We start from the raw sequence: 20436 nt of genomic DNA, 5'->3' as shown, positions 1-20436 counted from the left end.
CTATGAGCGATATCAGGACACTTGAAATGCCGAAGTGGGGCCTTTCAATGGAGGAAGGCGTGCTCGCGCGGTGGGCCATCCAGGAGGGTGACCGCTTCGCCAAAGGGCAGGAAATCTGTGAAATTGAGACCAGCAAAATCGTCAATGTTCTGGAGGCCCCCTTCGCCGGTACGCTACGGCGGATAATCGCCCGGGTGGGAGATACCCTCCCGGTCGGCGCTGTTTTGGCGTTGGTAGCTGACTCTTCGGTAAGCGATGCTGAACTGGATGCCTTTGCCGCCAGTCTGGCCGCGGCGCAGCCAGCAGCGCCTGCCATGCAGACTACCGAGCCTGCTGTAGCGGCCGTCGCGCCCTCCATTGTACCAGCCCCCGCCAATAAGCCTGCGGCATCCATTGGGCAGACCGAGGTACCCACCAGCCTGCAAGGCATAACCGATCCGACTCAGGTGAATGCCACTCCCCATGCGTTACGTCAGTCTGCGCGGTTGGGCGTTGACTTGAAAAAGGTCCAGGGTAGCGGGCGTGGCGAGCGTATCTCTGTCGCTGACCTGGAGAGCGCGATCGTTGCCGCAGGCGGCCGCATCGCCTCTCCGCCGCCGCCCGTTCGTTCCGGCAAAGCGCCGCGATCGCATACCGATGATAGCCAGGTATCGGCAACCCCGTTAGCGCGCCGTCTGGCCAACAAACTGGGGATCAACCTGCACGACTGCCGCAAAAGCGGTTCACTCGGACGGGTGAGCCGTGATGATGTGCTGGCGGCCGCTTTGCTGCTTGATGGGCTACCCCAGGCCGGGGCTCCACAAGCCACGTCAGCGACAGCCTTTGAGACGTTGCCGATGTCCAGTATGCGGCGAGCGATCGCTGGCCGTTTGCAAATGTCCAAGCAACATGCACCCCATTTCCGTTTGACCGTCGATCTCGATCTGGAGCGACTCTTAGCATTGCGTAAGGAAATCAACAGCGAAGTACCCGGCGTCAAGATTTCGGTTAACGATATGCTGGTTAAGGCCTGCGCCATGGCGCTGATAACCGTGCCGGACGTCAACATACAGTTTGATGAGGCTACCCAGAGCATCCGCCGTTTTGCCGATGCCGACATTTCCGTGGCCGTTGCGCTGCCAGACGGGTTAATTACCCCTATCGTACGTTCGGCCAACAGCAGGTCGATAAGCGACATATCAAACGAAGTTCATTCTCTGATAACCAAAGCCCGGGCGGGCATGCTCAAGCCCGAAGAATTCCAGGGCGGCACCTTTAGCGTGTCAAACCTGGGCATGCTCGGAGTACGGCAGTTTGATGCCATCATAAACCCACCCCAGGGCGCGATCCTTGCGATTGGCGCAGGCGAGCCCCGAGCGGTAGTTCGCGATGGACAAATCGTCGTCCGCCATCAACTGACCGTATCGCTGTCCTGCGATCACCGGGTCATCGATGGGGCGTCAGGCGCGGCTTTTCTCCAGGCGCTCAAGCGGCTGGTTGAAACACCGACGCTGTTGTTTATCGAGGAGACGAGCTATGCACGACAAATATGATGTACTGATAATAGGTGGCGGGCCTGGGGGGTATGTCGCCGCCATTCGTGCCGGCCAGCTAGGGCTTCGTACAGCATTGGTGGAAAAGCAGCATTTAGGGGGGATCTGCCTGAACTGGGGATGCATTCCAACCAAGGCGCTGCTGCATGGTGCAGAGGTGGCGCACAGTATTGCGCATGCCGATCGGCTGGGTTTTAGTCTCAGAGAGGTGAGTTTCGATGTGCAGAAACTGGTGCAGTTTAGCCGCGCCGTGTCGCAACAGCTGACCGGAGGTGTCGAGTACCTGCTGAAGAAAAATGGCGTTACTGTCATTACCGGCACCGCCCGGCTACGTGGAAAGGGGCAAGTAACGGTCGCCGATCCCCGAGGGGAAGAGCGAGACTATCGCGCTGGTCATGTGATCCTTGCGACTGGCGCCCGGCCGCGAGCGTTACCAGGAGTAGAGCCAGATGGTGAGCGAATCTGGACCTATTTTGAGGCCCTGCAGCCTGAGCGCTTACCGGAGTCTCTATTAATCATCGGATCAGGGGCCATCGGAGTCGAGTTCGCCAGCCTTTATAACGATCTTGGCAGTAACGTGACGCTGGTCGAACAAGCCGCGCAGATTCTGCCCGTTGAAGACGCCGAAGTATCCGCTACCGTGCGTAAATCGTTCGAAAAACGCGGTATACACGTCCATAGCCAAACGCTGCTGACGCAGGTACAGCGCACCGATACGGGCGTGCGCTGCACCTTGAAAACCACCGGCGCCGAACAGACCCTTGAAGTCGAACGTGTGCTGTTGGCAGCGGGCGTACAGCCTAATGTGGAAGGCCTGGGGCTGGAAGCGCTGGGAGTCGAGTTGGACCGCGGGTTTATCAAGACGGATGCAGCTTGCCGAACCAACGTATTTGGGCTCTATGCTATCGGCGATGTGGCCGGCCCGCCGTGTCTGGCGCACAAAGCCAGCCACGAAGGCGCGATCTGCGTCGAGACGCTGGCTGGCGTCAAAGGCGTACGCCCTCTTAACCGCGACTATGTGCCCGGTTGTACCTATGCCCGGCCACAGGTTGCCAGCCTGGGCTTGACAGAGGCGAAGGCTCGCGAGACGGGACGGCCAATCAAGATCGGTAAGTTCGCATATCAGGGGAATGGTAAGGCGCTGGCCAGCGGGGAGACGGAGGGTTTTGTAAAGACTGTTTTCGACGCCGAAACCGGCGAACTGCTGGGCGCGCATATGGTTGGTGAGCAGGTCACTGAACAGATCCAGGGTTTTGGTATCGCGCATCATCTGGAGGCCACAGATGAGAGTCTCTTATCGATGATCTTTGCTCATCCAACGCTTTCTGAAGCCATGCATGAATCCATCCTTGCCGCCAGTGGTCAGCCGCTGCATCAATAATGACAATATAAACCCGGCATTCAACGCCGGGTTTGTCTGAGGCTTTAAGGCCGTCTGAAAAGGGCAATGCTGCGCCCGGCCAGAACAAAATCAATTGTCTCGGTAATGATGACGCCGTCCGTTTTTTCTTCAGCGGTCGACAGCTCAAGAACCCAGCCGCCTTCGCCAAACTGCGGGATCTGGAACGGAACATCGCCCTCAAAGGGATTGAACAGCATCAGCACGTCATGCCAGATGCCCTCCTCCTGTTCAAGATCGGGTCGGCTGATGGCGAGACCTAACGTCGAACCTTCATCCCATTGTTCAGATTGCTGCAGACCGCCGCCGGCGTTAAACCAGCGTATCTCGAGCCCGTCACGCCAGCTTTCACGGCGTAAAAGCGGTTGCTCCGCACGCAGCGCTATCAGACGCTGGGTGAAATGGCGCAACGTATGGTCCTGATCGGACAGTGCTTCCCAGTTGACCCATGAAATCTCGCTGTCCTGGCAGTAGCCGTTATTATTGCCCTGCTGAGAACGGCCAAACTCATCGCCGGCCAGCAGCATCGGCGTACCGTGGGAGAACAATAACGTGGTCAGGAAATTCCGCTTCTGGCGTTCGCGGACGGCGACGATATCCTGGTTTTCTGTCGGGCCTTCTTCGCCATAATTGCAGGAGCGGTTGTCATTATGCCCGTCGTTATTGTCCTCACCGTTGGCTTCATTATGCTTCTCGTTATACGAAACCAGATCGTTCAACGTGAAGCCGTCATGGGCGGTAATAAAATTGACGCTGGACCACGGACGACGGCCGCGTAAATCGTACAGATCGCCGGAGCCCAGTAAACGGGCGGCAAAGTCGTTGGAAACATTATCCCCCTTCCAGTATTCCCGCACCGTATCACGATATTTATCGTTCCACTCGCCCCAGCCAGGCGGAAAACCGCCGACCTGATAACCCCCGGGACCGATATCCCAGGGCTCACCAATCAGTTTAAGCTTCGATAAAACCGGATCCTGGGTTACCGCATCGAAGAACCCGCCTCGCGGATCGAAGCCCTCGGGTTCGCGCCCGAGAATGGTCCCCAGATCAAAACGAAAGCCGTCGACGTGCATGGCTTGCGCCCAGTAACGTAGCGAATCCATGACCATCTGCAGCACCCGGGGATGCGAGGTATTCACCGTGTTCCCCGTCCCGGTATCATTTATGTAATAGCGATGCTGATCCGGCATCGTCCGGTAGTAGGAAAAATTATCGATGCCTTTAAATGAGAGCGTCGGTCCCAGCTCATTGCCTTCCGCGGTGTGGTTGTAAACCACGTCAAGGATCACTTCGATACCGGCATCATGAAATGCGCGCACCATGTCGCGGAAGCCCGAGATACCCGCGGGTCCGTAGTAACGGGACGCCGGAGCGAAGAAGCCCAGCGTATTGTAACCCCAGAAGTTTTTTAGCCCTCTGTCGAGCAGATGCCGATCGTCCGGAAACCAGTGTACGGGAAGCAGCTCAACGGAAGTGATGCCCAGGCTCTTGATATAATCGACGGAAGCCTGATGCCCAAGCCCCTCAAATGTGCCGCGCAGCTCCGGGGGAAGCGCCGGATTGCGCTGGGTAAAACCCTTTACATGCGTTTCGTAGATAACCGCATGCGGCCAGGGGACGTCGGGGCGATTCTCCCCCTGCCAGTCGAAGGCATCCGGGTCGACAACCTTGCATTTTGGCGTAAATGGCGCGCTATCGCGGGTATCAAAGCTCAGATCTTTCTCCTCATGGCCCAGCTCGTAGCCGAAATGCGCATCGTTCCATTCAATATCGCCTTCCAGCTCCCGCGCGTAGGGATCGATAAGCAATTTGTGTGGATTAAAGCGATGGCCGTTCTCCGGATCGTACGGCCCATAAACCCGATAACCGTATAAGGCTCCGGGCTGCAGACCGGGTACGTAGCCGTGCCAGATTTCGTGTGTATATTCAGGTAGTTCAAGCCGGGCTATTTCCGCTTTTCCGCAAGGATCGAATAAGCACAGCTCAACCCGCTCAGCGTGCGCTGAAAACAGCGCGAAGTTCACGCCCTTTCCGTCAAAATTAGCCCCCAGCTGCTGGCCGTCCCCGGGCTCTATTGCAAACGTTTCTTTCATTGACACTATTCCTCTCTACTTTTCTTTTCACTAATAAGCGTTACTAACCACCCCGTTGCTGACGCCAGATCGAGCGCCTCTTCGACAAGACGGTTTTCGCCGGTTAACGCATCGCGATAATGTCGTCCTGCCAGATCTTCGGGTATGGCTACCGCAGTGTTGCCCCACAGCCTGGCCGGGGAATCAGCCAACCCGTGCGCCGCGACGTCAAAGGCCAGGCGAGGAACCACCACGATAAGGGCCTCCTCGTCGTTGATGCGCGCGTAGGCGATAAGATTCTCTTCCCTGTCACCGGTGACCTTTAATGGTACCCAGTCACCATAATGGAAGAGCGCGGAATGTCGCTGCCTTAACCTGAGAAACGACGCGGTGACGTACTGCTTCAGCTGCCCGTCTCGCCATGCGTTTTCGTTATCAAATAACTCTGGGCCTTCGCTATCGAGGTTATGCGCCAGGACGGCGAAGTCAGGTTCACGTCGGTTATCCGGATCGACGAGGCTGAAGTTCAGCGCCTCGCTCCCCTGATAAATATCCGGCACGCCGGGCGCGGTCAGTTTGATGACCGTCTGGCTGAGGCTGTTCACCAGGCCGGCACGGATAAAAGGCTGCAGGGCGGTGTAAAAATCGTTGAGAAAGAGCGAATTATCCGCAGCGAACAGCTGTTGCGCATAGTTCAGCACAACGCTTTCATAGCTTTCATTGCTGTCGATCCAGTCGGTTCTTTGCTTGGCCTCGCGCAGCGCTTTTTCCATAAAAGCAAGAAAACGCGTCTCGAGTTCTTTCAGCCCTGCGGTATCGTCGGGCAGCAGCGTTGCAGGCCACACGCCGGCGAGCGCCTGATAGATCATCCACGTATCCGCCGCGTTCGGCGCCGTACCATCGTTCAAAAAACGCACCTGGGTTTGATTCATCTGACGCCAGCGCGCAAGGTTTTCCGCCCACAGCTGCGGGGCTTCCGTTAGGGTGTAAAGCCGGGCGCGCGCATCTTCCCCGCGTTTAGTATCGTGCGTCGACGTTCCCAGCAGCGCGTCGGGCTGGCGGGCAAGACGAATGCGCATCTCCTGGTGAAAACGAGAGAGAGAAAAAGCGCGAGGAGTAGGATCGGCCCCGACTTCGTTCAATGCCAGGTCGAGGTTATGGCGAAAGAACAGCGTATCCTCGACCGATTTAGCCATCAACGGCCCCGTCAGCTGCTGAAAGCGGGTCCTGAAGAGTGACGCGGTGTCGAGGCTACTTTCGTGCAGATTGCCGGTCAGGATGGCGATAATGACCTCAAGCGCCCTGGCATCGGGTTTGTCTTCCCTGGCGTTCACCTGGTCAACCACCCGGTTTAACAGCGTAATATCGCCTGCGGTCAGCCCTTCGGCGGTGCCGTAGGTACGATAGACCGGGAAGGCCAGCAGCAGTTCACGCAAGGCATGGCGCAGCGCGTCGCTCTCAACCGCCATGCTATTACGCTCCGCCAGTTCGGTGGCCAGCCGCAATAAGGTGGTAAATTCACCCTCAAAATTGCGATCCACCATCAGTCCTTTCGCCTCGCGCAGCGCGGTATGGCGATCTATCGCTCCGCCGAGCGCTTCATCATGAACCTGCTGCAGCAGATCGAGGTTATTGTTATCCACCAGCACTTCCGCCAGCGAAGCGATAAACTCATATCCTGTGGTGCCGGAGACGGGCCAGTCGGCGGGCAGCTGCTCGCCTTTGGCGAGGATTTTTTCCACCGTAATGTAGCAATCTGGCCCGGTTGCCTGGCGCAGGCGCTGCAAATACCCCAGCGGGTCGGCAAGGCCATCGATATGGTCAATGCGCAGACCATCGACGATGCCAGAGTGCACCAGTTCAATGATAAGGCGGTGGGTGTCGTCAAACACCGCCGGGTCTTCAACCCGGACGCCAATCAGGCCGGTAATTTCAAAAAAACGCCGCCAGGAGAGCTGCCTGGGCGCCTCCCGCCAGGACATCAGCCGCCAGCTTTGCGCCTTGTGCAGCGCCAGAATGGCGTCGCGATCCGAGGATGTTAGTAGTTGCTCACCTGTCGCCAGGGTTTGAGGATTCAGGGGCCAGGCCTGGTCATAGTAGACGAACGCCGGCTTCCCGGTTTCCGGATCGCGTTTTAGCGCGAGAGCCCCGCTCTCCAGCTCTGCCTCAAAGGTGTCCCCCAGAAACGGCAGCGTAACGGGACGCGTCCAGTCAATATCGAAATAATGGGCCCAGGCGCTGTTTTTGCCCTGCTCGATGACGTCCCGCCACCAGCGATTCTCCAGCGAGGTCGCCATATGGTTGGGAACAATATCCAGAATCAGGCCAATTTGCGCGTTTCGCAGCGCCTTCACCATCCGGTCAAACCCTTCGCGGCCCCCGATGGCCGGATCGATCTCGTTAGGATCGGTAATATCATAGCCATGGGTTGACCCGCTGGTTGCCGTAAAAATCGGCGAGGCGTAAAGATGGCTGATACCCAGGTCTTTGAGATATGGCGCCAGCGCCGCCGCGCGATCGAAGGTCATGCCGTTACGGAACTGAATACGATAGGTTGCGGAAGGGATCATGATGAGGCTTCTCCATGTGCAAAACGGACAACAATACTGTTTGGCGATAACGCCTCCTGCCGCTCCGGCCAGCTAAAAATGACCTCGCCCGGTATTTCCGGCATCGCGGCCCGCTCCTCGCCGATATTCAGCGCCACGGAGAGCGTGCCGCCGGAGAATTGCCAGCTCACCGCCAGCGCCTGCGCCGCCGCGTGCAGGATCATGCCCTCCACGGCCCCTCCCGCCGCGAGCAGCGGGACAATGTAGCGATGGCGCAGCTGGATAAGGTGGCGCGTAAAGCGCAGCCAGGCTTTCCCCTCCTCGCTTGCCGCCTTCTGCCAGTCGAGCTTAGAACGGATAAAGGTCCGGGGATCGTTCGGGTCAGGGACTGATGCATCGTGTCCCGCGTGCCCGGCAAACTCTTTAGCCCGCCCTTCCCGCACCGCCTTCGCGAGGTCGCCATGAAAATCGGTAAAGAACAGAAAGGGGTTCGTCTCCGCAAACTCTTCGCCCATAAACAGCAAAGGAATGTGGGGCGACAGAAGCAATGCGGCGAGAAGAACGCGCGTTTTCCCGGCGCCGGCAAGAGAAATCAGCCTCTCCCCCTGCGCACGGTTCCCGGTCTGATCGTGATTCTGAATAAAGTCGACAAAAAACTGCGGCGGCTGAGCGGCGCAGGCCACGCCGCGTGGCTTTCCGGTTTGCGCAGAAAGCTCACCCTGGTAGACAAACCCTTCGGCCAGCGCCCTTGCGACATTCTTTGCCGGCTGATGCGCAAAATCCTGATAATAGGCGTGCGTTTCGCCGGTCGCGAAAACGTGGGCGGCGTTATGAAAGTCATCGTTCCACTCGGCGGTAAAGAGCGGCGTCTGTCCGTTCTCATCGCGCGGATGGAGGAAAATCACGTTCCGGCTGTCTTCAGTGGTGAGGTGGATATGGCGGTCGGGAATCGCGGCGCGGATATTTTCGGCTATTTCTATCAGTACGTGCCTGGCGGAGCGATCTTCAATCTGATCGATAGCATCAAAGCGCAGCCCATCGAGCTGGTATTCGGTCAGCCAGAACAGCGGCGCCTCGGTAATATACTGCCGCACGGCCTCGGTTTCATAGGCGATAGCGTTACCCCACGGGGTCATCCGGTCCTGATGAAAAAAGCCCGGCGACAGCAGAGAGAGATAGTTGCCTTCCGGGCCAAAATGGTTCAGCACGATATCGAGAACCACCGATAGCCCTAACCCGTGGGCGGCATCAATAAAGGCTTGAAAATCCTCCGGTGCGCCATACGCTGCGTGCGGCGCATAGAGTAATACGCCGTCGTAACCCCAGCCGCGGGAACCGCCAAACTGGGCTACGGGCATGACCTCTATCTGGGTGATCCCCAGCTCCGCCAGATAAGGCAGCTTTTCGATGGCAGCCAGAAAGGTGCCATCCGGCGTAAAGGTGCCCGGATGAAGTTCATATATCACGGTTTCTTCCCACGGACGCCCTTTCCAGCCAGCGTTAACCGGCTGAAAACGCCTGGGGTCGATGACCACCGAAGGGCCGTTAACATCATCGCGTTGCGCGCGCGACGCCGGGTCCGGAATGCGCGTGCCGTCGGCTAAACGGAGCATATATTCATCACCATGCTTTACGCCGGGGACGTCAATCTGGAACCAGCCCTCTCCCGCAGCGTCCATCGGAATATCCCGGCCCGTCAGGCTCAGCGTCATCGTTTTTTGACCTTCGGCCCAGACGCGAAAGCGGACCGTGTCCGCGGCAATGAACTCCGCCCCCCAATGTTTTTTAAATACTCTGGATTCCATTAAATATCCTCAAATGACCTGTGGAAAATGCGGCATGAATATAAGATTAGACCAGGTTTAAACGCGTGCGCTGTTGATGGCGAGGCTGTTATTTTTAAAGACGTTGTCTATGATTAATAAATCGCTTAAAAAACAAGGAATGCTATGCAGATTCGTAAAGGATTAAATTCCGACCTGGCTCGCCTGGAATATTGTGATTTTTCCTTCACCGTCAGCCAGATTGCCACCGGCCCCTTTGTCAATAATGATCTGAAAATTGAAACACTTCCCAGCGCTTATAATAAAACCTATGAACTGGACATCCAGACGCTGGAAAACCACTGCGTTAATCCGGATGCTATATTTTTAATCGCGGAAACCGACGCGGGGCAAGTGGCCGGATTTATTACTGCTTCCTTGATCTGGAACAAGTTTATTTCCGTGGATTATATCGCCATCGAGCGCTCACAGCGCAGAACGGGCGCGGCCAACAAGCTCATGGCGGCAGCCCATATATGGGCTCGGAGCATGAGCGCGGCGGGATTAAAGCTGGAAACCCAGAACGTCAACGTTCCCGCCTGCCTTTTCTATCGAAATTATGGCTTTACCCTGGGCGGATACGATCGTTATCTCTACAGCGCGTTACCGGAAAAAGATGAAATTGCGTTGTTCTGGTATTACATGTTGACTTAAAAGCCAGGTAAATAATTCCTGGTTTTACGATGTTAATTATTCCTGGTTTGCGCTTTTTTTATCGCCCAAACGCAGTCATTGACTAATCTTAAATTTCATTTATTAAGGAGGCCGGTATGACAACAGGAAATAACCCAACGCTACACTATCCACTTCCGCCGTTTGTCGAGCAGCCGCAGCAACCCCCGGGGCTGGCATCCGAAATGAAGCCCCTTCCCGATCACGGAGAGACCAGCTATACCGGTTCCGGAAAGCTGGCGGGGAAAAAAGCGCTGATTACCGGCGGTGATTCGGGAATTGGTCGGGCTGTCGCGATTGCCTACGCGCGGGAAGGCGCGGATGTCGCTATCGGCTACCTGCCGGAGGAGGAGTCCGACGCGGCTGCCGTTATCGCGCTGATCCAGGCCGAGGGAAGAAAAGCCGTCGCCATTCCCGGCGATATTCGGATTGAGTCATTTTGCGATACCCTGGTTGAAAAGGCGGTCGCTGAGCTGGGCGGGCTGGATATTCTGGTTAACAACGCCGGCAGGCAGCAGTATTGTGAATCCATTGAGACGTTAACGACCGCCGCGTTTGACGCCACGTTTAAAACCAACGTTTATGCGCCCTTCTGGATAACCAAAGCCGCGCTTCGTCATCTCTCGCAGGGGGCGGCGATCATTAACACCTCTTCCGTGCAGGCGTTTAAACCCAGCGAGATCCTGCTGGATTATGCCCAGACCAAAGCCTGCAACGTGGCGTTTACCAAATCGCTGGCTAAGCAGCTTGGTCCGCGCGGTATCCGCGTTAACGCCGTGGCGCCCGGCCCGTACTGGACTCCGCTGCAATCAAGCGGCGGCCAGCCGCAAGAGAAAGTTCAGCATTTTGGTGAGGATACGCCGCTCGGCAGACCGGGACAGCCGGTCGAGATTGCGCCCCTTTACGTTCTCCTCGCCTCAGATGCCTGCTCGTACGCTTCCGGTCAGGTCTGGTGCTCAGACGGCGGTACCGGCGTCGCATAAAAGAAGCGCTCGTCGCTGTCGCGCGCTGTTCCAGCTCGCCGCAGCGGCGAACGCTAGCCGCAGAGAAGAAACTGGATGAGGGTAATCAGCAAATAAAAACCGCAGACGATTTGCAAAACTCTCCAGCCCCACCTGAAATAACGCCACTGATAACGCTCCCTGGCATTCGCCTGCGCAATAGCGGGTTCCAGGACCTGCTTTTTCTGCTTCCTTCTAAGCATGCTCCAGCCCCACCCGACAATGGTCAGGATGACGATAACTTTATAAAGGATAATGTTGTCCATGCCGCCGCCATTTCATGATGGGATAAATCTCCCCGCCAGTGTAGCGCACTTCCCGCCTCGTTACCTGCATTCCTTATTTACGTTTAAATGCGTTTACGATGGAACACTCTTGCTTTGTCAGCGTTGCTGACGCAAGCATCACCCTGGAATAATCTTATATATGTCAGAAAGGTGAATTGGGACTTTTCTATTTATTAAATATGTAGTATCGAGGCGCGGGTAATATTAGCAGTCTTATTATTCAAAAAGTTAAAATTTGCAAAAACAGGCGCAACCGCTAAAATAATTATGAGCTAACTCACTTAACAGGGAGATATTATGGGTTTTTGGCGAATTGTGTTGACGATTATTCTACCCCCGCTTGGCGTACTGCTGGGTAAAGGCTTTGGTTGGGCGTTTATCCTCAATATTATTTTAACGATCCTCGGCTATATTCCAGGCCTTATCCACGCTTTTTGGGTTCAGACCAAAAACAGCTAATCAGAGCCATTATCACCGGTCATCACAAGGAATCAGAAAGTTCGCAGGAGCAATTTTATGCTTAAACACTTAACCGCTATCGCTTTTCTGGCTGCATCCACCCACGCCATGGCGCAAACCGATATGACGCTGGACGGTCTGGCCAAAAAGGAACCGGCAGCCTTTAGCCAGATGGTTAAAGGGCATACCCTGCCCGCCTGGATAAAGTCCGGCGGCACGGGCTCGCCTGCCCGGACGGTGAAGCTTGGCGCCGAGGTCTATCAGGTATTCAGCGTCTGCAAACCCCACGACTGCGCAGCGGAGCGCTTCGCCGTGCTGTGGTCGGAAAAATCCGGACAGATGTCCGGGCTTTATTCCGCCGTTGACGAAAAAACCGCCCAGGAGACACTGACCTGGCTGAATGTTAGCGATGAGCGCTCAATCGATGGCAAGACGGTGCTCTTTGCCGCCCTGAGCGGCAGCCTGGAGAACCATCCGGATGCGTTTAACTACCCGTAGTAAAACGCTGAGGCAATAATTTCGCGCCTTCTGCCGTACAACCCCAGGGTCTGGACGGCAGAAACTCTCCCCCGACGTTCAGCGCAGCCTACAGCGAGATGCCGGCGAACGACATAAACCCCAGCGACATTAAGCCGGCGGTAATAAATACGCTGCCTAAACCGCGTAAGCCTTTCGGCATATTGGCATATTTCAGCTTTTCACGAATGCCGGCCAGCGCCACAATCGCCAGCGCCCAGCCAATACCGCATCCGGTGCCATAAGTCAGTGATTCAAGGAAGCTGTATTCACGCTGCACCATAAAAATCGTCGCGCCGAAAATGGCGCAGTGGATAGTTAACAGCGGCAGGAACGGCCCCAGAGCATGGTTTAACGCGTGGAAATATTTGTCGATCACCATTTCGAGGATCTGCACCAGCGCCGCAAGAACGCCGATAAACGTGATGAAATCGAGGAAGCTCAGGTCAACCCCTTCGATCAGGGCGTTCTCTTTCAGCAGGTAATGGTAAATCAGGTTGTTAATCGGCGTCGCAATGGCCAGCAGCGCCGTCACGGTTACCCCGAGGCGAAATGCGACATCGATTTTTTTGGAGATAGCGAGAAAAGTACACATCCCGAGGAAAAAATTGAGCGCCATATTTTCAACGAAAACCGCGCGGATAAAAATATTGAGATGAGATTCAAACAAGACAACCTCCATGTTGTTGAGTTGTTTCTCAATAATGCCAAATTTTCAGCTTGAACGGGTTATTATTACTCGGTTTTGCCGAGTCGATCACCTTTTAATTTCCTGTGTTTTGCGTGGGCAAGAGCGTCGCCTTTAGCGCCTTCCTGACTCGCTAAACGAGCGAGGAAGCATCTGAATAAACGCATCGACCGGCACCGGTTTAGAAAAGTAATAGCCCTGATAGAGGGTAATCCCCATATTTTTGAGCATCGCGAGCTGCTCCTTATCCTCGATGCCCTCAGCAATAATCTGGCAATGAAACTTCCTGGCCAGATTAACCATATTCTTCACCACCAGCGCGGAAGCCGTGTTGGTCACAATGTTGAGGGTAAAGACCTTATCGATTTTGATAATCTCAGGATTAAATTGCTGGATGTAGCTGTAGTTCGCGTAGCCGGTACCAAAATCATCCAGCGAAAACTGGACGCCGATACGCCTGAGTTTGTCCGTCACCGCTGATGTTTGCCGGGTATTCTCGATCGACTCGCGCTCGGTTATCTCCAGAACAAGGCGGACTTGCGCCTCTTTCATCTGCTGGATAAACGTCTGGCACAGGGTCACTATTTCGTCGTCCTGAAAGTTTACCGAACTGGTGTTAAAGCAAATAAACAGACCTCCAGGAATAACGGATTGATGGCGCCGAAGCTGACGGATCACCTCGGCAAAGCAAATCGCCGTCACGTCTTTAATCAAGCCGGTCTGCTCTGCCACGGAAATAAATTTATCCGGCGCAATAAATCCCTGCTTCGGATGTTCCCAGCGCACCAGCACCTCACCGCCGATAACCGCTCCGCTATCATTGTTGATAATCGGCTGAATATAGGGCTTGAGCTGCTTCAGTTCGATAGCCTTTCTGAGCTGATACTCAATCGTATTCCGGTAGCGGAGGTAGTTCCTGAATAAAAAGGTGAGCAGCAAGGAGGCCAGAATAATGGCGATAAGCGTGTGTTGCTCATAGCGGATAAACGCCCCGACGCCAGAGGCGTAGCCGCGGTCGGCAATAACCGAATAGGTAAACAGCTCAGAGGCCAGGCGCACGGGAACCTTGATATCCGGCGTCGCCGTCACTTCCCCTTTGCGGGTCATTATCCGATCGCCAACCTGAAGATAGAGATGCGCATCGCCATCAAGAACGGTCAAAATGTTGTATAAATAATAGCCGTCAACGCCAACCAGAATCGTATTTCCCCGCTCATCCTGTTCGCTGTAAACCATCAAGGGATGAAACGGCGTGATTTCGCTGCCGCTCAGCAGGCGCAGAGCGCCATGCGTATACTGGCGACGATCGAACTGAAATTTACGCCCGCCAAAAACCGAGGTGCAGTATATTTCGTTATCCTTACCTAAATTCACCGTGCGCACATCGGGAATGGTGGCCACCAGCGTGCGCAGCTCCGTCAGGACATTCTCGCTACAGCTTTTACCATAAAAAGGCTCAGCCAGATCGGCTGCCTGTTCCGCATGGGAGACGGTCACATCAAGGCTGGCTATCGCCTGCTGCAGGCGCGAATGGATATCTTGATCCACCTTTTTTTGCATTTGCCAGTAGCAAAGCCCGGTGCCCAGGCTCAGTAACGCAAGCAGAAACAGGAGTATCCACAGACGATGGCGTGATGATGAGTAGTTCATTGTGCTAATCCAGTTTGACTCGCCGGAAAAGGCCAAAGGTCAATTGTTTGGCCAAATTTTAATAAATCCTGTTTATACTCGCCCTGAACCGATCAAGTTTTAATGCATATCAATGATATATCATGGCAAACCATTGCGCGGCGCAGGAGGCGCTTTCTGCGTCTGAGGTTTGCGTGCTTATGCCGCCGCATCTGTAGCTAAATGATTGACTTAAAGCCGAATAATACGAAAATGACTCTTTTGTGCGATGACCAGAAAAGCTGGCAAATATGATGACGATCCGCTCTCGTAAGTTTATTCTGAACAAGGTGAAAATATCCGCGGTAGCTATAGCTGCCGCGCTGCTGTTAGCCCACTGCGGTAGCAAACCGCCCGTTTCTCTTGTCACGCCCATGCCGCCCGCGGCCCGCCAGCCGACGTTGCCCAAAAGCCAGGAGCCGGTGCGCGGCGTCTGGCTGACGACCGTGTCGCGCCTCGACTGGCCGCCGCTGGAATCCGTCAATGGCGGTATTAGCGCCGAACGGCGCATCGCCCTGCAGCAGCAGGCGCTGGTTGCCAAGCTGGATAATTTAAAAAGCCTCGGCATTAACACCGTCTTCTTCCAGGTGAAACCGGATGGCACCGCGCTCTGGCCATCGAAGATTCTGCCGTGGTCCGATATGCTGACCGGCAAAATCGGTGAGGATCCGGGCTACGATCCGCTCAAGTTTATGCTGGATGAAGCCCATAAGCGCGGCATGCGCGTTCATGCCTGGTTTAACCCCTATCGCGTCTCGGTCAATACGCGGCCGAAAACCGTCACCGAACTGAACAGCACGCTGTCGCAGGTTCCCGCCAGCGTATACGTCCTGCACCCTGAGTGGATTCGCACCTCCGGCGATCGCTTCGTGCTCGATCCGGGCATCCCGGAAGTCCGCGACTGGATCACCAGCATCGTGGCCGAGGTTGTGGAGCATTACCCGGTTGACGGCGTCCAGTTCGACGATTACTTCTACACCGAATCACCGGGATCGGCCCTTAACGACAACCGGACGTTCCAGCAGTACGGCCAGGGCTTTGCCGCGAAAGCGGACTGGCGGCGGCACAACACGCAGCTGCTGATTGAGCAGGTTTCCCGCACCATCAAGCAGCTGAATCCCGATGTTGAATTTGGCGTCAGTCCGGCAGGCGTCTGGCGCAACCGCTCCCACGATCCGGCGGGTTCGGATACCCGCGGCGCAGCGGCCTACGATGAGTCGTATGCGGATACCCGCCTCTGGGTCCAGCAGGGATGGCTGGACTACATCGCGCCGCAGATTTACTGGCCTTTCGCCCGCGACGCGGCCCGCTACGATGTGCTGGCAAAGTGGTGGGCTGACGTGGTGAAACCCACCCATACCCGCCTCTATATTGGCGTGGCGCTGTACAAAGTTGGCGAGCCATCGAAGAATGAACCTGACTGGATGATTAGCGGCGGCGTGCCGGAGCTGAAAAAGCAGCTTGATCTGAATGAATCCATGCCGCAAATTCAGGGCACGATTTTATTCAGAGAGAATTACCTCAACCAGCCGCAAACCCAGCAGGCCGTTAACTACCTGAAAAGCCGCTGGGGAAGCTGATGCACTCACCTGACAGGCCAGGAGCCTGGTATCAACCCCACCGGAGGATGTATGTTGAAAAAATCGATCGTCGCCTTTTCCTTGTTCTGCGCTCTGACGCCCGCCGTTTTTGCGGGCAACAGTGAAAATGAACAGCTGAATAAAAAGAATGTTATTGATTTTTATAATAAAGCGTTAAATGACAAAGACTTTGCCGCCGCCAGACCCTATCTGGGAGACCGCTACGAACAGCATAACCCGATGGCGAAAGACGGCGTTGCAGGCTTTGAGCAATTTATCGCCTTCCTGAAGAACAAATATCCCGACTCGCACAGCGAAATTAAGCAGGCGTTTGTCGACGGCGATCATGTGATCCTGCACGTTGAGGTCACCGGTCGCGAGCCGGGCGTGACGCGGGCGATTATCGATATCTTCCGCGTCGACGAGCAGCATAAAATCGTTGAACACTGGGACGTGACCCAGAACGTTCCGCAAAAAACCGCCAGCGGCAACGGCATGTTTTAAATCCTGGGCAGGCGTATCCTGCTCATCCCCCTCGCTTTCCCCGTTTACTCTTCGTACAGATGAACGCTTGTTTAAACAGTTTATTTACTTTACTGTAAAGTAAATAAACTGGCGGAGTGAATCTGATGATTAGCAAAGAAAAATGGGGAAAGCTTTTTTATTTCATTGCATTAGCCATTTTCCCCTGCGCGATGAACGCCGCTTTACCCAGCCTGCCCGCGCAGGGCGCCCCGCTCTATGACGCCTGCTCGCACCTACAAGAACCGTCCGAGGCCTGGCGCTGTCGCGCCCTGCTCATTAGCCAGCGCGTGGAACAGCGGCAACGCTATCTGCACTTTTTACTGCAGCAGAATATTTTCAGCATTCAAACCTACGACTATCTGTGGAGTGAGTACCAGCGTACGACGTCATGTTCTGAGATCGGCGCCTTCTTGATGAGCAAAGTCCACGATGAGGCATTCCATGGGCTGCCCTTTACCCCGCTTCCGCCCGACGATGCGATAAACGCGCCGCCCGCCGTGTTTGCTCTGCAAGCATCCCTTAACTGACCGAAGGTGCACCACGATGCTGGCTCGCTTTTTTGTGTTTCGCCCGGTTTTCGCCGTCGTCATCGCCATCTGTATTATGGCGGCCGGCGCCCTTGCCCTGCTGACCCTGCCGGTTGAACAGTATCCGGATATCGCCCCGCCCGGCGTCAACGTCACGGCAAACTACCCCGGCGCCTCGGCTGAAACCGTGGAAGACAGCGTGACGCAGGTGCTGGAGCAGCAGATTAAAGGCATCGACGGCCTGCTTTATTTTTCCTCCAGCAGCAGTTCAGCGGGCCAGGCGCGCATTAGCCTCAGTTTTGATCAGCGCATTAACCCTGACATGGCGCAGGTACAGGTGCAAAACGCCGTCAATCAGGCTATCACGCGCTTACCGCAGGAGGTGCAGCAGCAAGGGATCGCGGTGACCAAATCACAGGGAGACAGCCTGATGGTGGTGGCCCTGTATGACCAAAGCCGGTCGTTAACCAGCCTCGATATTAGCGACTTTCTCGTCAGTTCCCTGCAGGAGCCGCTGAGCCGGGTTGAAGGCGTCGGAGAAACCACCGTTTTCGGCGCCCAGTATGCAATGCGCATCTGGCTCAATCCGCTGCAGCTGACCAGCTACGGTCTGATGCCCTCCGACGTGCAGGCCGCCATCGAGGCGCAGAATTCGCAGGTCACCAGCGGTGAAATCGGTTCGCTGCCCACGCTGGAGGGGCAGTATCTGAACGCAACGGTCACCACCCAGTCCCGCCTTGAGCGTCCGGAACAGTTCGAAAATATTATCCTGCGTACCCACAGCGACGGCTCGGTGGTCTATCTGCGCGATGTCGCCCGGGTGGAGATCGGCGCGGAAAACTATCAAAACCAAACCACGCTCAACGGTTTCCCCTCCGCCGGGATCTCAATTCAGCTGGCCTCGGGGGCTAACGCGCTGGCGACGGCGGAGAAGATCCGGGCGGAGGTCGAACGCCTGACGCCGCGCTTTCCGCAAGGCGTTGTCGCCGCTTACCCGCGCGACAGCACGCCGTTCGTGACGGTCTCTATTGAAAGCGTGGTGCGTACGCTGATTGAGGCGATTCTTTTTGTGGTGGCCGTCATGTACCTCTTCCTTCAAAGCTGGCGGGCTACGCTGATCCCGACGCTCACGGTGCCGGTGGTTCTGCTCGGCACCTTCGGCATCCTCAGCCTGCTGGGCTATAGCATTAATACCCTCACCCTGTTTGCGATGGTTCTGGCAATCGGTTTACTGGTTGATGACGCCATCGTGGTGGTGGAGAACGTTGAACGCCTGATGGCGGAGGAGGATCTTACCCCGCCTGAAGCCACCCTGCGCTCGATGAATGAGATCACCGGCGCGCTGATTGGCATCGCGCTGGTTCTCTCTGCGGTATTTATCCCGATGGCGTTTTTCGGCGGCTCGGTGGGGATTATCTACCGCCAGTTCAGCGTCACCATCGTCTCGGCAATGGCGCTCTCTGCGCTGGTGGCGTTAACCCTGACGCCGACGCTGTGCGCCCATCTGCTTAAACCCGGGCACCTTAAAAAAGGGCGATTCTTCACCTGTTTCAACCGCGGCGTCGCCGCCAGCCAGAACCGTTACCTCGACATACTCCGGCGGATAATCGTTCGCCCGCTCCGCTTTGTGCTGCTGGCCCTGACGCTGACGCTTTTGATGCTCTGGCAGTATCAGAAGCTGGCCAGCGGCTTTCTGCCCGAAGAGGATCAGGGCGCGGTGATGGTTCAGTTTACGCTCCCATCCGGTTCGCCGATGGCGATGACCGAGGCGGTCGGCGCGGACATTACCCGCTATTTCATGGCCGAGGAGGAAGATAACCTCAACGTCATCTTTATGGTCACCGGCAGAAACAACGCCGGCAGCGGGCAGAACGTCGGGATGGCCTTCGCCGAACTAAAGCACTGGGACGCGCGTCCCGGGGAACAGAACAGCGCGCAGGCGATTATCGCGCGGGCGAACCGGTACTTTTTAAAAAACGCCCGGCTGGCCACCATCAGCGTCATGTCGCCGCCTACCGTACGCGGACTCGGGCAGTCGAGCGGCTTTGAACTCTGGCTGCAGGACAGCGCGGAAAACGGCCGCCAGGCGCTCATCGAGGCGCAAACCACCCTCCTCACTGCCGCCAGGCAAACGCCGACGCTGGACGCCGTGCGAATTAATAGTCTGGAGGAGAAAGCGCAGCTGCAGGTGGATATCGACAGACAAAAAGCCCAGGCCCAGGGGCTGGATCAGGCCGCCATCAATAGCACCCTTTCTGCGGCCTGGGGCGGCGTGTACATCAACGATTTTATCGACCGCGGGCGCGTTAAGCGCGTGTATATGCAGGGGGATGCGGCCTGGCGTTCGACGCCGGATAATTTATCCGCCTGGTTTGTCCGCGGCGACAGCAACAACATGGCCTCCTTCGACAGCTTCTCATCATTCCGCTGGACCACCGGGCCGCAAATGCTCCAGCGGTTTAACGGACTGTCGGCCGTGCAGTTTCAGGGAAACGCGGCGCCGGGCGTCAGTTCCGGTGCGGCGATGGCGACGATGTCCGAACTGGTGGGCGAGTTGAGCGGGTTTGAAAGGCAATGGAGCGGTTTATCCTGGCAGGAGCAGACCTCCTCAGTGCAGACGTTATGGGTATACCTGGCGTCGCTGGCCTTTATGTTTTTGTGTCTCGCCGCCTTATATGAAAGCTGGTCGATTCCTGTCGCCGTACTGCTGATCGTCCCGTTAGGCATTCTGGGGGCCGTGAGCGCTTCGTTGCTCGCCGGATACGAAAACGATATCTACTTTCAGGTCGGTATGCTGACGACCATGGGGCTTTCCGCCAAAAACGCGATTCTGATCGTTGAGTTCGCCCTGGCGCGGTTTCAGCAAGGTAAAACGCTGGCCGACGCGGCGCTGGAGGGCGCTCGCCTGCGCTTGCGCCCCATCGTGATGACCTCACTTGCATTTGTTGTCGGCGTTATCCCTCTGGTACTCTCTACCGGCGCCGGCGCTTCCAGCCAGCGTGAGATTGGCGCCGCGGTGATCGGCGGTATGCTCACCGGGACGCTGCTGACCTTGCTCTTCGTTCCACTCTTTTTCCTGCTGGTACAGCAAGGAATGATGCGCCTTAAAGGGCGCAAACGGTAAGGACTCAATTG

Annotated in this window: 16 protein-coding genes; 10 read left to right on the top strand and 6 right to left on the bottom strand. The window is 56.1% G+C overall.

The features are described from left to right. Positions 1-2 precede the first annotated feature (2 nt). Both ACESQ2_RS10720 and lpdA read left to right on the top strand, forming a co-directional pair. Positions 3-1532, top strand: a complete 1530-nt coding sequence (locus tag ACESQ2_RS10720) for a 2-oxo acid dehydrogenase subunit E2 (RefSeq protein ID WP_373170392.1) — start codon at positions 3-5, stop codon at positions 1530-1532. Further along, entirely contained in the window at positions 1516-2913 is a 1398-nt protein-coding gene (gene lpdA, locus ACESQ2_RS10715; protein WP_032749104.1) for a dihydrolipoyl dehydrogenase, read from the top strand. The genes ACESQ2_RS10720 and lpdA overlap by 17 nt, the downstream gene beginning before the upstream one ends. A gap of 44 nt (positions 2914-2957) precedes the next feature. On the opposite strand, the gene glgX is transcribed toward lpdA, so the two are convergent. From glgX to treZ, 3 genes are read right to left on the bottom strand one after another with little or no spacing between them, the layout of a single operon-like run. Further along, positions 2958-5027, bottom strand: a complete 2070-nt coding sequence (gene glgX / locus ACESQ2_RS10710; protein WP_373170390.1) for a glycogen debranching protein GlgX — start codon at positions 5025-5027, stop codon at positions 2958-2960. A 5-nt stretch (positions 5028-5032) separates the two neighbouring features. Next, positions 5033-7576 carry a malto-oligosyltrehalose synthase gene (gene treY, locus ACESQ2_RS10705; RefSeq protein WP_224260184.1) on the bottom strand — a complete coding sequence of 848 codons (2544 nt, stop codon included), beginning with the start codon at positions 7574-7576 and terminating at the stop codon, positions 5033-5035. Next, on the bottom strand, positions 7573-9360 hold the full coding sequence (gene treZ, locus ACESQ2_RS10700) for a malto-oligosyltrehalose trehalohydrolase (protein WP_224260185.1): 1788 nt from the start codon (positions 9358-9360) through the stop codon (positions 7573-7575). The genes treY and treZ overlap by 4 nt, the downstream gene beginning before the upstream one ends. Before the next feature lie 144 nt (positions 9361-9504). Between treZ and ACESQ2_RS10695 the strand changes: the two genes are divergently transcribed. After that, on the top strand, positions 9505-10032 hold the full coding sequence (locus ACESQ2_RS10695) for a GNAT family N-acetyltransferase (RefSeq protein ID WP_025108366.1): 528 nt from the start codon (positions 9505-9507) through the stop codon (positions 10030-10032). 116 nt (positions 10033-10148) lie between these two features. Next, positions 10149-11033 (top strand): SDR family oxidoreductase, encoded by an 885-nt coding sequence (locus ACESQ2_RS10690; protein ID WP_025108367.1) that lies wholly within the window; start codon positions 10149-10151, stop codon positions 11031-11033. A gap of 53 nt (positions 11034-11086) precedes the next feature. On the opposite strand, the gene ACESQ2_RS10685 is transcribed toward ACESQ2_RS10690, so the two are convergent. Continuing rightward, positions 11087-11317, bottom strand: coding sequence for a hypothetical protein (locus ACESQ2_RS10685; RefSeq protein ID WP_004850864.1), 231 nt, complete (start codon positions 11315-11317; stop codon positions 11087-11089). Positions 11318-11635: 318 nt separating this feature from the next. Between ACESQ2_RS10685 and ACESQ2_RS10680 the strand changes: the two genes are divergently transcribed. Together ACESQ2_RS10680 and ivy are read left to right on the top strand one after the other, a co-directional pair. Continuing rightward, a complete protein-coding gene (locus ACESQ2_RS10680; RefSeq protein WP_004102047.1) occupies positions 11636-11797 on the top strand; it encodes a YqaE/Pmp3 family membrane protein in 162 nt (53 codons plus the stop codon). Between the two features lie 57 nt (positions 11798-11854). Next, the gene (gene ivy / locus ACESQ2_RS10675; protein WP_046877563.1) at positions 11855-12295 is read left to right on the top strand and encodes an Ivy family C-type lysozyme inhibitor; all 441 of its coding nucleotides are present in this window, start codon (positions 11855-11857) and stop codon (positions 12293-12295) included. An 88-nt stretch (positions 12296-12383) separates the two neighbouring features. Here ivy and nqrE read toward each other — a convergent pair whose 3' ends face one another. Both nqrE and ACESQ2_RS10665 read right to left on the bottom strand, forming a co-directional pair. Beyond that, positions 12384-12995: an NADH:ubiquinone reductase (Na(+)-transporting) subunit E gene (nqrE, locus tag ACESQ2_RS10670; RefSeq protein ID WP_009652200.1), complete on the bottom strand. Its 612-nt coding sequence runs from the start codon at positions 12993-12995 to the stop codon at positions 12384-12386. Positions 12996-13115: 120 nt separating this feature from the next. Further along, positions 13116-14651: a cyclic diguanylate phosphodiesterase gene (locus ACESQ2_RS10665; RefSeq protein ID WP_046877562.1), complete on the bottom strand. Its 1536-nt coding sequence runs from the start codon at positions 14649-14651 to the stop codon at positions 13116-13118. 269 nt (positions 14652-14920) lie between these two features. Between ACESQ2_RS10665 and ACESQ2_RS10660 the strand changes: the two genes are divergently transcribed. From ACESQ2_RS10660 to ACESQ2_RS10645, 4 genes are all read left to right on the top strand, one after another. Beyond that, positions 14921-16249 (top strand): glycoside hydrolase family 10 protein, encoded by a 1329-nt coding sequence (locus ACESQ2_RS10660; protein WP_025108371.1) that lies wholly within the window; start codon positions 14921-14923, stop codon positions 16247-16249. Positions 16250-16300: 51 nt separating this feature from the next. Next, positions 16301-16753 carry a nuclear transport factor 2 family protein gene (locus tag ACESQ2_RS10655; protein ID WP_373170386.1) on the top strand — a complete coding sequence of 151 codons (453 nt, stop codon included), beginning with the start codon at positions 16301-16303 and terminating at the stop codon, positions 16751-16753. 125 nt (positions 16754-16878) lie between these two features. Next, positions 16879-17301 carry a hypothetical protein gene (locus ACESQ2_RS10650; protein WP_224260186.1) on the top strand — a complete coding sequence of 141 codons (423 nt, stop codon included), beginning with the start codon at positions 16879-16881 and terminating at the stop codon, positions 17299-17301. Positions 17302-17317: 16 nt separating this feature from the next. After that, on the top strand, positions 17318-20425 hold the full coding sequence (locus ACESQ2_RS10645; RefSeq protein WP_219675080.1) for a multidrug efflux RND transporter permease subunit: 3108 nt from the start codon (positions 17318-17320) through the stop codon (positions 20423-20425). The last annotated feature ends 11 nt before the right edge of the window (positions 20426-20436 follow it).

It is taken from the genome of Klebsiella sp. Q11 (genome assembly GCF_964241505.1).
Taxonomy (GTDB): Bacteria; Pseudomonadota; Gammaproteobacteria; order Enterobacterales; family Enterobacteriaceae; genus Klebsiella; species Klebsiella michiganensis.
This window is presented reverse-complemented; position numbering and strand designations above follow the sequence as displayed.

Coding starts and splice junctions, on each gene's coding strand:
- ACESQ2_RS10720 (WP_373170392.1), top strand. CDS start 3: ATGAGCGATATCAGGACACTTGAAATGCCGAAGTGGGGCCTTTCAATG.
- lpdA (WP_032749104.1), top strand. CDS start 1,516: ATGCACGACAAATATGATGTACTGATAATAGGTGGCGGGCCTGGGGGG.
- glgX (WP_373170390.1), bottom strand. CDS start 5,027: ATGAAAGAAACGTTTGCAATAGAGCCCGGGGACGGCCAGCAGCTGGGG.
- treY (WP_224260184.1), bottom strand. CDS start 7,576: ATGATCCCTTCCGCAACCTATCGTATTCAGTTCCGTAACGGCATGACC.
- treZ (WP_224260185.1), bottom strand. CDS start 9,360: ATGGAATCCAGAGTATTTAAAAAACATTGGGGGGCGGAGTTCATTGCC.
- ACESQ2_RS10695 (WP_025108366.1), top strand. CDS start 9,505: ATGCAGATTCGTAAAGGATTAAATTCCGACCTGGCTCGCCTGGAATAT.
- ACESQ2_RS10690 (WP_025108367.1), top strand. CDS start 10,149: ATGACAACAGGAAATAACCCAACGCTACACTATCCACTTCCGCCGTTT.
- ACESQ2_RS10685 (WP_004850864.1), bottom strand. CDS start 11,317: ATGGACAACATTATCCTTTATAAAGTTATCGTCATCCTGACCATTGTC.
- ACESQ2_RS10680 (WP_004102047.1), top strand. CDS start 11,636: ATGGGTTTTTGGCGAATTGTGTTGACGATTATTCTACCCCCGCTTGGC.
- ivy (WP_046877563.1), top strand. CDS start 11,855: ATGCTTAAACACTTAACCGCTATCGCTTTTCTGGCTGCATCCACCCAC.
- nqrE (WP_009652200.1), bottom strand. CDS start 12,995: ATGGAGGTTGTCTTGTTTGAATCTCATCTCAATATTTTTATCCGCGCG.
- ACESQ2_RS10665 (WP_046877562.1), bottom strand. CDS start 14,651: ATGAACTACTCATCATCACGCCATCGTCTGTGGATACTCCTGTTTCTG.
- ACESQ2_RS10660 (WP_025108371.1), top strand. CDS start 14,921: ATGATGACGATCCGCTCTCGTAAGTTTATTCTGAACAAGGTGAAAATA.
- ACESQ2_RS10655 (WP_373170386.1), top strand. CDS start 16,301: ATGTTGAAAAAATCGATCGTCGCCTTTTCCTTGTTCTGCGCTCTGACG.
- ACESQ2_RS10650 (WP_224260186.1), top strand. CDS start 16,879: ATGATTAGCAAAGAAAAATGGGGAAAGCTTTTTTATTTCATTGCATTA.
- ACESQ2_RS10645 (WP_219675080.1), top strand. CDS start 17,318: ATGCTGGCTCGCTTTTTTGTGTTTCGCCCGGTTTTCGCCGTCGTCATC.